Raw genomic sequence first — 11761 nt, 5'->3', positions numbered from 1 at the left:
GGCGACCCCCTCGACCCCCTCGACCCCGAGGAGCTGGCGCGGCGCCTGCTCCGTCTCGCCCCCGCGCTCACCGGCGGCAGCCGTACTTCCCCCGCCGGAGGACCCGAGTGACGAAGCTGAGCAGCCACCTCGTCCAGCGCATGCTGCGCCTCCCCCCGCCCCTGACCAGGGATCTGACCGTCGAACGCGATCTGCACGTCCCCATGCGCGACGGAGCCGAGCTGCTGGCCGACCGCTGGGCCCCGAAAGCCGGCGGCCACGGCCTGCCGACCACGCTCGTCCGTATCCCCTACGGCAGGTCGGGCATGATCGCGGCGCAGCTGGTCCGTCCGCTGGCCGAGCGCGGCTTCCAGGTGCTCGTCCAGAGCACACGCGGCACCTTCGGCTCCGGCGGCGGCTTCGACCCGCTGCGGTGCGAGCGCGAGGACGGCCTGGACACCCTGGACTGGCTGGTCGAGCAGCCCTGGTGCGGCGAGGCGGTCGTGCTGTACGGCGGCAGCTACCTCGGCTTCGCCCAGTGGGCGGTGGCCGACGCCGTACCCCGTCAGGTCAAGGCCATGATCCCGTCGGTCTCGGAGTCCGCCTTCACTCTGGAGTTCCTCCGCACGGAGTCCTTCTCGCTGGAGGCCACGCTCGGCTGGGGCCTCCAGGTCGCCGACCAGGAACGCCCTTTCGCGCTGCTGCACCAGCTGCGGCGGCTACGGAAGGAACGACGCGCCTGGTACACGCTGCCCCTCGACCAGGCGGACACCGCGGCGACCGGCCGCCGTTCGGACTACTTCCGACACGTCCTCTCCCATGACGCCGACTCGCCGTTCTGGCAGGTGCTCGACCACAGCCGACGGGTCGCCGACATCACCGTTCCGGTCAGCACGGTCGGCGGCTGGTTCGACATCTTCCTGCCCGGCCAGATCCGCGACTTCCGCACCTTGCAGGAGGCCGGACGGACCGCCCGGCTCACCGTCGGCCCCTGGGCGCACATCTCCATGGGCGTGGGGCAGGCGGCCGCAGCCGAGGCCCTCGACTTCGGACTGGCGTACGCCCACGGCCAGAAGCCGGCCGACCGTGCGCCGGTCCGCCTGTTCGTGATGGGCGAGGAGAAATGGCGCGACTTCCCGTCCTGGCCGCCACCGGGCTACGAACCGCGCCGCTTCCACCTCCAGCCGGCCGGCGGCCTCTCCACGGAACCACCCCCCGAATCATCCCCCGACGGCTACCGCTACGACCCGGCCGACCCCACCCCGGCCGTCGGCGGCGTCCGCATGGCCGTCGGTGTGAAATCAGGTCGCACGGACAACACCGCACTCGAAGCCCGCCCCGACGTCGTCACCTACACAACTCCGGTACTGGACACGGACATCGAGGTGATCGGCGAGGTCAGCGCAGAGATCTACTTCCGCTCCAGCCTGCCGTACGCCGACGTCTTCGTCCGCCTCTGCGACGTCGACGAGCAGGGACGCTCCACCAATGTGTGCGACGGCCTGACCGGCCTCACCGATGCCGACACCGACGCGACGTCGAAGGCGGACGTACGGCTGTGGCCCACGGCATACCGCTTCCCACGCAGACACCGCATCCGCGTCCAGATCTCCAGCGGCGCCTTCCCCCGCTACAACCGCAACCCCGGCACCGGCGAACCCCGCGCCACCGCCACCACCCTGCGCACCGCCGACCAGCAGGTCTTCCACGACCCCGCACACCCCTCAGCGATCACCCTGCCGCTACGAGAAGCGCACTGACCGCCGTCGCAGGGAGCCCCGACCTGGCGTGCAGACCGCGCCCATACAACTCCCCGCGCAAGCCGTTGCAGCCCTGCTCCGCTTCGGCGGACCCCAGAAGACGATGGACGTGGGCGACGGTTGGTATATAGAAGTACGGCCCCATAAAACATGCCCCTATATCTGTCTATCTGTCCACGGACCGCCTGCGCGAGTCGCCCCCCTCAGATCGCCGCACCGTGCCCGAAGGCGCACCCCTTGAGTGGAGCCGGGCCCGAGTTCGCCCGGGAAGACCGAAGAGCCTGGACCGCTCAGCGGTCCAGGCTCTTCGTTTCGCCTGTTCAGGCAACTGCGGAGGATACGAGATTCGAACTCGTGAGGGGTTGCCCCCAACACGCTTTCCAACTGTCCGCGTGGCTGTCCGGGGGTGTTCGCAGGGGTTCATGCGGCAGGTCAGGCGGGGTGAGCGTACGGCGGTGAACAGTGGTGGCCGTCAGCGCACTGGACAAAGACCAGGACAACGAGCGGCTCGGTGTCAGTGCCCCTTCCTAGGATCAACCCTGAACCAGGTGACGGAGGGGGCTCATGACCACTACAGGGCTGACGGATGCCAGCATCGTTCGGCGCGTCGTCGAGGAGTACGACGACAGAGGGAGAGACGCCTTCCTGGACGGGCACAGGTTCGAGCGCGCCAATCAGTACTACCTTCAGGTGGGTGGTCGGCTGTACGACGCCAAGGCCATCGCCAACGTGGCATACCGCTACGAGACCCAGGCCCCTGACGCGCGCGTGATCAGCGGTGGACGGGATCACAGCAACCGCCTGCTGGAGCGCCTCGGTTTCACTGTGGTCGATGGGCGTCCAACCACGGTGGAGGGCGAGCGTGCCTGGCGTCTTGCAGTCTGGTCGCACCTACAGCTCACCGAAGACCTCCGCGAGGTTCCGCCGGGTGTCCTCCGTGCATTCGGTGTCTATGGCGGAGGCCAGGGCATTTGGATGGACAAAGCCAGGACAGAGGCCGTCCATGAGGGCGGAATCACTATGGGAGTCCTCCACACCGGTGCGCACTACCCGGACGAGATCAGCGACAACGATGTGATCTACCACTACCCGACTACTGGCCGGGGCCCCGGTCGTGATGAGTCGGAGGTCGCGGCGACCAAGGCAGCAGCAGCCCTGAAGCTGCCCATCTTCGTCATCGCGAAGCCGACTCCTCGGTCCAGCGTCCGCATCGTGCGTCTGGCGTGGGTGGAGGGCTGGGAAGAGCGCTCCAAGATCTTCCTGATCAGCTTCGGAGACAGCAGGCCGGAGCACCTCCTGACTGAGGATCACTCAGACGATCAGCCTTTTTCTCTGACAGGGAGCCGCAGCCGGAGCAGCCAGCGGGTCGTTCGCGAACGCCCTGGGCAGCGCCGTTTCAAGCTGCGGGTTTTCCAGCGCTACGGACCTCGCTGTCCCCTCTCGGCAATCGCAGTGCCCGAGATGATTGAGGCAGCTCACCTGAGGCCCGACGCCGAGGACGGCACAGACGATCCTCGCAACGGCTTGCCGCTTAACGCAGCACTCCACCGCGCCTACGATGCGCACCTGTTCGCCATTGAGCCCGAGACCCTCAACGTGGTGACGCGCCCCCAGGGCCCAACTATCGAGGAGCTGGGTATCGTCACGCCGCACCTTCGTGAGCTGCCTCGGCGCCCACACGCCGAGGCGCTGCGCTGGCGCTACAGAGAATGGCAGTCACGTACTGGCCGGCAGGGGTAACGCGACTGGGCGGTTTCCAAGACCGCCACCCGACAACACCTATGTGTCAGCTGACCTGCAAAACGCCGCGTCATGAGCTACGCGACTATCTCCTGGCCCACACATAGCCTAGGAGGGATCCTAGATGCGCCCCTCTGCTGCCTCATTACGAGCCCACACCGCCTTGGCAGGGGGCATAGGGGTAGTGAGGGGCATGGCACCATCCACCGAGCGTGTGCGACCGCAGCTGACGCCCCGTCACTGTCAGACCCGGATGGGACACTTTGAGTGTCCAGATGGGCAGTCATTCGCAAGACGAGAGGGGTTGCGATACGACTAAACCGAACTTATGATCGAATATCGAACAGTAGCTTTCGGTAGTCGACTGTTAACCGGGGGGTTAGCATGGCTTCATGTTGAAGCGCAGGCTCATATTTCACCGCTGGGGCTCCGTGGCAGGGAAGCCCGACTTCAACCCGCGTGACGTCGCGACCGCTCTAGCTGCAGCGATCGCCGCAGATGGCGACTTCGCGATCTTCGATGCCGGGGACGCGGTGACAGCGGTTGAGGTCGTATCGACGGGCACAGGAAGCGAGCCCACGAATCTGCGGCTATTTGCACTGCGAGGGGCGAACAATCGCCCATTCAAGTGGGATAGCGCAGGCAGCGTAAGCCCGATTTCCCTTCGATCCCACGAATACCCAGCCGACGTTAGCCACGTCTCTCTGTGGCCCGACGGAGTCTGTGCTCACGACTACGCAAAAGACGTCCCGCGCATCTCACGGCTGTCACTTTACCTGCGCCGCAAGATGAATTCGCATGTCAAGTTCGATGCCCTATACCGGGAGGACATGCTTGATAAGCTTCTGGCAATGGAAGGTCAAATGCGTTCCGTCGAAGTGGCAATGACAAGGCGACACCCAGAGACTTCGGGCCAAGTTTTCGGAACTCTAATTCCAGAGTATTTTGGGCGCAAAGCTCCTTCCATCCGATTTACGCTCGGCATGGGTAAGTATGGGCCGCGCGATAGCTATCTCGACGGTGAAACCGAGGAACAGGTATTCGCCCTCGCTGAGCAGGCTGATGACTTCGTCACGAACATGATCATTCGTGGACGCAACAGCACGACGGGGCGAGTGGAGACCATCAATCTACTGCAAGAGCGACTGCAGATCGAACAGGAATTTTCGAACAGCATAAACGTCCCATCCATGCCCAACCCGGGCGAAGTATTCCTGGCCCTAGACCAGGCATACAAGACGTTTCAGCGCGACGGAAAGATCGCTTCCGCTGTACAAGGGCAGAAGATGCGGGGCAAGGGATAGAAAACCACTAGCGGAGGGCCTGTGTTGCAATCAATAGGGCAATGGATTGACCGACACCTGTGGGCCCTCCCAATCCTCATCTTCCTTATCGCCGAAGTGGGTTTTATCGTCGCACACGTTTTAAGGGATGGAGCCTTCCTGCTGGCGCGGGTAGACGCCGAGAACCGAAAAGAAATCTACTCATCCCTGACTGGTAGTTCAAGCGGGCTTCTAGGGTTCGCCCTCGCTGCTGTCGCGATTATGGCGGCATTCGGTCGGCGAACCGCGAGTACCCCAGACGAACACAATCGCGAAAATCAGCTAGCCGACGCACGAGTAGGAATCAGCAAGATTCTGCTGGCGACCAGCCTTCTATTGATGATAATTCTCGTGACAGCTACCTTGGCCATCGGCGTCGATGATAGCAAAACGGGAAGCTTCGCCTTGACCAGCATTATCATGTCTGCGGCCATATCGAGCGTAATAGGGCTTCTTGTGAGCTGTGCCGGGTTGACGCTTTCCTTGGCGGAAAGAAGCCAGCAGCCCTAGGCGGGGTGCATCGGACAGCTGGGCAAGTGATCAAACTCTCGCATTCGAGTCTGTTCGTGCTGTTCAGCCCATCCTGGTGCAGCCTGCCTAGGAGCTAGAAAACCCGTCTAGCGTCCGATCGATATCGTTCGCATTTTGCGCGCGAACCGTAACATGAGGAAAGCCTTTTGCGTCTAAATGTATCGTGACGCTCCCTGATTCTGGTTTAACCCCGCGTAGCGTCTTCTCCTCGAACGAAAAATGCCCCGAGCCGCCGGACGTGCCCCAATAGCATGGCAGTTCATAGTGATCACAAAGAATCACGTCCACCGAACCGCCCGCTGGTAGATCAAATCCTTCATGGCCTGTCGAGCTCATCAATCGAATCGGAGCTTCGCCATCCGAATTGGATGCGCCTACTCGTACGTTACGCACTCGATATGGCGATCGGTTAACCACGCGCAGCACTATGCGGGCATGCAACCATGAGTCATTGTAGTTATCCCCACCAGCGCCGATCTGGTCACATAGGTGGCGATCATTGTGTTCTGGAGGCCACTCACGTGGCGTCCCCGGCGGACTTACCCCTCGCTCAAATACCAACTGGTCGACCGCAATTAGGGCTCTGAGGGGGTTGACCGGCCGGTGATGCCACCCTGTGAACAGAGACCACGCGAAAGCCAAGATGAAAAAAATGAATGGCCCGGAAATTGCGCCGATTCCAGCCGCCATTGCACTCACGGCGACCGGATTATCTGGCACTGCAAATAGCGCCGCCGTGGCTGCCGACAAGGCAGTTAATAAAATCGTCCCCGCTCTAAACGACTTCATGTGTCGTCGGCTATTTACATCGTCGAGGGCGGTTTGGATGCGCGACGGCGGGTGGTAGGACATCATGAACCTCTTGACTTCACGTACATACTTCACTGTTTACCAGGACTGATGGATCGCGGCAGTTCCGATTGCGCCGTTTGGTGTTTGTTGACTAGCTATAAGGTCCCTTACCGCCAGAAGTGGACAGCAGTGGCTGCTGCAACATGCTCAACCCGACCACCTCTCGTAAATCAGGGACCCGGACACAGTGTCCGGGTCCCTTCGTCTCACATCCCCCAGGCTGGTTCAGGCCCGAAAGTGAGCAAGGCCAACTACCCGCCCCTTCATCGGCTCTGTACCGTGAAACGGGCCCACACAACCCGCAGGAGGCAGCACGCAATGCGTGGTCTCGGAGATCACCTCAGCATCGGTGAGCGGATAGCGTTCTACCGCAAGCGTCGCGGCTACACGCAGGAGGTTCTAGCCGGACTGGTTGGTCGTAGCACTGACTGGCTGGCGAAGATCGAGACGGGACGCAGGAAGCCTCCCCGCATCGACATGCTCGCGGAGCTGTCGCGCATCCTGCGCGTGCCTCTTGGGGACCTGCTCGGTCAGGCCGTGCTCATGGAGGACGAGAAGCAGCAAGATGACGTTCCGGCCGTGCGCGACGCGCTTATGAGCCCGCGCCGGCTGTCTCGTCTGCTCTTCGGCCCTGAGTCTGAGGTGCAGCTCCCCACACCGGCGCCCGTGGCCGTGCGTGTTGAGCAGGCATGGAACGACTACCAGGGCGGGCGGCTCGGCAGTGTCATCGCCTCCCTTCCCGCACTCCTCCAGACGGCCCAAGAGCTGGAGGAGCGAGCCGCGTGGCGGGGCGAGGACCGTAGCGACTGCTGGGCAGTGTCGGCACGTACCCACCACCTCGCAGCAACGACGCTCGCGAAGATCGGGGAATCTGACATCTCATGGCTCGCTGCCGAGCGCGCGATGCGTGCAGCAGACGAGTCCGACAACCCGCTCGTGTTGGCGTCCGCCGCACGGTCCGGCACGCACGCCCTGTTGGCCAACGGACGGTACGACGACGCGTTGGAGTTGGGCAACACGGCTGCCGCATGGCTCTCGTCTCAGGTAACCGACAACGACCCTGCGGCACTGAGTTTGCTAGGGATGATTCACCTGCGGGCCGCTGTTGCAGCGGCCCGCCACCAGGACCGGCCCACAGCAACCGGTCTGTTGGATCGAGCCGAGGAACTCGCGGATGACCTCGGCTCGGATGAGAACTACTGGCAGACCGGCTTCGGACCCACGAACGTTGTGCTTCACCGTTTGTCGGTTGAGCTGGACCTCGACAATGTGTCGTACGTGGTGGAACACGGCCGGATCAATGTCGATCACATGCCACAGGAGCGCAGCGTGTCGCACCGCATCGACTTCGCGCGTGCCCTCTCGCTCAACGGACAGGGCGACGAGGCGTTCACGGAGCTCCACACGGCTGAACGCACATCACCGCAGCTCGTACGCAACAATCCGAGGGTGCGCGAGACGCTGCGGGATCTGATCAAGCAATCCCCGGTCACTGGCGGCTCGCGATCGTCCGAGGTGTTCGTGATGGCTCAACGGTGCAGGGCGGTGCAGTGAGTTCAGGCAAGCGTAGGGTGCTCGGAGTCGTCGGGTCGGCGGCTGGAGGCGTAGAGGCGCTGCGCACTGGTCTGGTAGAGCCCGCGATGGAGCGCGGCTGGCAGGTGGCTGTCACCCTGACGCCGACCGCAGGCCAGTGGCTACGTATGAGTGGCGAGGTCGAGCAGTTGGAGAAGCTCACCGGCCTACCCGTGCGCGATGAACCGCGCCTGCCTGGCGAGGCGCGACCGCACCCGCCGGTTGACTGCTACGTGGTAGCCCCAGCGTCGGCCAACATGGTGGCCAAGCTCGCCACGGGCCTGATGGACAACCAGGCGCTGACTCAGGTGGGTGAGGCGATCGGCACCCTCGGGTTGCCCGTCGTCCTCTTCCCACGGGTGAACGCGGCACATGCCCGCCACCCGGCATGGCAGCACCACATCGACACCCTCCGGGCAGGGGGCGTGCGCATCATCTACGGCCCGTGTGTGTGGACGCTGTACGAGCCGCGCGAGGCGTCGGCGGGGCGTGAACTCCCGTGGCAGGCAGTGCTGGACGCCGTGGACGAAGTCACCAGATGATGGGTCGTCAACCCTCGTGACCTGCAACGAAAGAGGACCCGGACACTCTGTCCGGGTCCTCTGCCGTTCACGGCTGCATGCTCATCTGCATGCCAGGGATCAATGAGCGAAGCGGCGAGCTGGAATGCATGACTCCTGCTGAACTCGCTTTGATCAAAGCGAGTTTGAGGGACCAGCGCCTCAAGGTCGAACGACTACTGAGGCGCGCGGACGAACTCACGGTGAAGGTGGAGTCTCGCTACCCACAAGCCGCTCAAGCCGATCGAGCCGCTCCCCGAGCGAACGGAGAGCGTCATGAATCGTACTGAGCTCTGCGGCCAAAGCCACGAAAGCGGGGCTGCTGCCCGGCTCGGTGCCGAGGGGCACCGCAGGATCACGGACGTACGTCCCACGTCCCTGCTGGGTAAGGATCAGCCCCTCGTCACGGAGTTGACCATACGCGCTCTGGACGGTCATGAGCTGCACGCCAAGTTCCTTGGCGAGCGAGCGAGCAGCCGGGAGCCGATCTCCGGAGTCGTACTCGCGATCGGGGCCCGTGATCTTCTCGCGGAACTGCGCCGCAATCTCCTTGGCCGTCGGCGTGGGTTTGGGCACTTCAGGGCTCTGATCCATACCCCCGAGAGTAACCGGACCTAGGTCAATCTCTGCCTCTTCCGCCGCACCTCCTTGACAGTTCAGATTGACATAGGTCAATCTGAATGAGGTCGGAAACGAGAAGTCCTTAAGGGCTTCAGCGACTGTGTTCGTAAGTGCCTGACCTGCAAAAACAACCCACGAAGTGCCCGCCGGGCCTGCTTACACGCGGTTCGAGCGGCAGGGGAGACGTAGAAGTCCGTCGTCTTCACGGATCGATCGGTGTCAGCGGCTAAGCCGTTGGTCTGACCCTCGGGCGTAGACCCAGGGACCGGATCACGTGGACCCCGTTGATTGGGCCGCACCCAGCCCATGGCATCCAGGGAGCAACCACTCAGCGAGTAGCGACTGAGTGGCGCGGTGACCGCGCGCCGGCCAATCGGAAGGGAGCAAGGCGTGTACGGAGCCGCGAGACGACAGTGACGGGCTTCCCGTCACTCGTCATGCGGGCAGGGCGCCGGCATCACGTCGGTGGCCTGCCCGTTTGATGAGGACTTTCGAAGGTCTTACCCGCACCGCATCCGGTGCGGTTCCTTCCCACGGCGCACGCCCCGTAGAGGCACCTCCGGGCGCGTTCGAGCCGTTCCACTGTGAGGAGAGACCCCCATGAAGTACATCGTTGCCGGTCATCAGGCCGTCACCGAAGCGGAGTTCGCGGAACTCGCGCTCGGCACCCCGGTTGAACTGTGGCTCGGGGTGGAGGGCGAGAGCGACGAGGAGCGCGCGGCGCGGCTGGACGCGGCGCGGGACATCCTGGCCGACCCCGAGTTCGGCAGCCTCCCCGACGACCTGATCCGCCTGGCCGCTCGGGTCGTCGACGACCACCCGGACCTGTTCAACGTCGTCTCGCTGGCTCGTCCCGCCCGCCGCCGCCCGGAACGCCGGGGGGTCGCGGCATGAGCGAGGGGCTGACGCTGGACGATCTGTCCGTGTCCCTGCGGGCGCTGCGCCTGCTGGCCGCGGACTTCGGGCACCTGCCGGCGCCGATGGTGGACGTCTCCACCGTCTATCCGGATCGACTGAGGCTGGCTTTCCACTACGGCCTGGCCGACTTCGAGGCGTGGCGCGAAGCGCTGGGCATCGCCGTGGACGCCGTGGACCACGGCACGCAGGGTGTGGGCGGCCGTACGCGCGTCCTGCGGGTGTCCGTCGAGTACGTGGGCGCCCTGGTGGATCTGGTGGCCTACGCCGACATGCCCGACCCGGCACCGAGCGGAGCGGCAGCCTGATGTCCGCCGCCTACGCCAAGTGCTACGACCCCACCGGCGCCCGCTACGGCATCCCCACCTACCCGTGGCGCATGGCTCCGGACGGTCTGTTCACCCGCCGACAGCTGCGCGCCAAGGGCTTACGGCCCGGCGGACAGCCGATCGCCGCGCAGGTGATGCGCTACAACCGCCACCACGGCTTCCGGGTGGCCTACTTCTACCGCGAGGACCTGGCCAAGCGGGTGCGGCCGATGACGTCGCGCAAGTGGGGCGCGCTCGCTTTGGCGATGCTCGCCCGCCGTACCTGCCCGCGCTGCGAACTGGACGTCGGGTACTGCATCCCGCGCTCCTACGGCATCTGCGGCCTGTGCATTGCCACCGAGGAACAGCGCGCCGCTTAGACCTTTCAAGAGCAGGGAGTTCCCATGAACGACACCCCCGATCGGTCCCTCACGTGGGGCCAGGGACTCGTGTTGGGTGCCGCCGCACTGCCCATGGTCGCCTTTGGCGGCATGGGCGCGTGGGGCACCTACAGCAACATCACATCCGTCTTCCACCGGTCTGCCACCGCGCTCGGTGTGGTCGCCGCTGGCGAGGGCGCGACGCTCGTTCTCGCGCTGACCCTGGTGGGTCTGACCATGCTGGGACAGTCCGCCCCGGCGGCCGTGCGGGTCGGGTTGTGGACGCTGCCCGCGGTGGCGTCCCTGACCGGCGCCGCGGTCGCGAAGACCGTGACGGAGGCGGTGGTGTTCGCCGTCACGCCGATGGCCATGTGCGTCTCGGCTGAGGGCATGGGCCTGCTGGCCCGCCGCATCGTCGTCTTCCGCACGGGGGTCGACGCGGAAGCGCAGCGGCGTAACGCGACGGTCATGCAGCGGCTCGCCTACCACCGCGCCCGCGCCGTGAACCACCCCGACGAGAAGGCGCGCCAGGCCTCGGAGCTGAAGTCGTGGAAGCTCGCTGAGCGCGTCGGTACCGGGGACGCGCAGCTCGGGGCGCACCTGGTCGACGTCCAGCGCGAGCGGATGACGGCCGGCGCGGACGCGGCCCTTGCGGGCATGTTCGCCCTGCCCGTCACGGCCGTGACCGACCCTGCCCACGGCGTGACGGCCGCCGCGGAACCCCTCGCCGTCGAGGGTCCGGCCGTCACGGGCGTCACGCCCCCCGTGACGGAGGAAGACACGCAGGTCACGGCCGAATCCGAGACGGTTCCGCCGGGCCCCGTCACGCCCGACACCGCCCCCGTCACACCCCCCGTGACGCTGGAGGAGGTCGCGGCCGTGGCGAGCGTGCCGACGCCCGTGACGGGCGAGCCGCTGACGGACGCTCAGCTCGTCGTCGTGCTGCGGCACCTGCGCTACAGCGACGACCCGCCGCTGTCCTACCGCCAGGCCGTGGCCGCCTTCCGCGAGGGCGGGTTCGTCGGCGGGGAAGAGCGGGTGCGCAAGGCGTGGGGCTCGCTGATGTCCCACGAGGAATCCGAGGCATAGAGCCACTCCGGCACCACCAATGACGGCCAGCCCACGGGAATTGGGCTGGCCGTCGTTGCGACTGCCGGAAGCAGTCGACACAAGCCAGTGAAGCAGACCCGGCGAGCCCCGGCGAGCGGCACCCTCGCAGAC

The 11761-nt window shown here is 65.1% G+C and carries 11 protein-coding genes; 10 read left to right on the top strand and 1 reads right to left on the bottom strand.

Going from position 1 to position 11761, the window contains the following annotated elements:
- The first annotated feature begins 107 nt into the window (after positions 1-107).
- The 6 genes from FNH08_RS31555 to FNH08_RS31530 all read left to right on the top strand — a co-directional run bounded on the left by FNH08_RS31555 (position 108) and on the right by FNH08_RS31530 (position 8298).
- The gene (locus tag FNH08_RS31555) at positions 108-1739 is read left to right on the top strand and encodes a CocE/NonD family hydrolase (RefSeq protein ID WP_322725830.1); all 1632 of its coding nucleotides are present in this window, start codon (positions 108-110) and stop codon (positions 1737-1739) included.
- Between the two features lie 564 nt (positions 1740-2303).
- On the top strand, positions 2304-3479 hold the full coding sequence (locus FNH08_RS31550) for an HNH endonuclease (protein ID WP_228034470.1): 1176 nt from the start codon (positions 2304-2306) through the stop codon (positions 3477-3479).
- 392 nt (positions 3480-3871) lie between these two features.
- Positions 3872-4783: a hypothetical protein gene (locus tag FNH08_RS31545; RefSeq protein ID WP_152774939.1), complete on the top strand. Its 912-nt coding sequence runs from the start codon at positions 3872-3874 to the stop codon at positions 4781-4783.
- Positions 4784-4804: 21 nt separating this feature from the next.
- Entirely contained in the window at positions 4805-5311 is a 507-nt protein-coding gene (locus FNH08_RS31540) for a hypothetical protein (RefSeq protein WP_152774938.1), read from the top strand.
- Positions 5312-6502: 1191 nt separating this feature from the next.
- Positions 6503-7738: a helix-turn-helix domain-containing protein gene (locus FNH08_RS31535; RefSeq protein WP_152774937.1), complete on the top strand. Its 1236-nt coding sequence runs from the start codon at positions 6503-6505 to the stop codon at positions 7736-7738.
- Positions 7735-8298, top strand: a complete 564-nt coding sequence (locus FNH08_RS31530) for a flavoprotein (RefSeq protein ID WP_322725829.1) — start codon at positions 7735-7737, stop codon at positions 8296-8298. The genes FNH08_RS31535 and FNH08_RS31530 overlap by 4 nt, the downstream gene beginning before the upstream one ends.
- A 216-nt stretch (positions 8299-8514) precedes the next feature.
- On the opposite strand, the gene FNH08_RS31525 is transcribed toward FNH08_RS31530, so the two are convergent.
- Entirely contained in the window at positions 8515-8910 is a 396-nt protein-coding gene (locus tag FNH08_RS31525; RefSeq protein WP_152774936.1) for a GntR family transcriptional regulator, read from the bottom strand.
- Between the two features lie 627 nt (positions 8911-9537).
- On the opposite strand from FNH08_RS31525, the gene FNH08_RS31520 reads away from it, so the two are divergent.
- From FNH08_RS31520 to FNH08_RS31505, 4 genes are read left to right on the top strand one after another with little or no spacing between them, the layout of a single operon-like run.
- Complete coding sequence (locus tag FNH08_RS31520; RefSeq protein WP_152774935.1) at positions 9538-9831, top strand: hypothetical protein; 294 nt, start codon at positions 9538-9540, stop codon at positions 9829-9831.
- Positions 9828-10160: a hypothetical protein gene (locus FNH08_RS31515; protein WP_152774934.1), complete on the top strand. Its 333-nt coding sequence runs from the start codon at positions 9828-9830 to the stop codon at positions 10158-10160. Before FNH08_RS31520 ends, FNH08_RS31515 begins: the two co-directional genes overlap by 4 nt.
- A complete protein-coding gene (locus FNH08_RS31510) occupies positions 10160-10540 on the top strand; it encodes an RRQRL motif-containing zinc-binding protein (RefSeq protein ID WP_152774933.1) in 381 nt (126 codons plus the stop codon). Before FNH08_RS31515 ends, FNH08_RS31510 begins: the two co-directional genes overlap by 1 nt.
- Before the next feature lie 24 nt (positions 10541-10564).
- A complete protein-coding gene (locus tag FNH08_RS31505; RefSeq protein ID WP_152774932.1) occupies positions 10565-11629 on the top strand; it encodes a hypothetical protein in 1065 nt (354 codons plus the stop codon).
- Positions 11630-11761: the final 132 nt, after the last annotated feature.

Source organism: Streptomyces spongiae, from assembly GCF_009377185.1.
Classification (GTDB): domain Bacteria; phylum Actinomycetota; class Actinomycetes; order Streptomycetales; family Streptomycetaceae; genus Streptomyces; species Streptomyces spongiae.
This window is presented reverse-complemented; position numbering and strand designations above follow the sequence as displayed.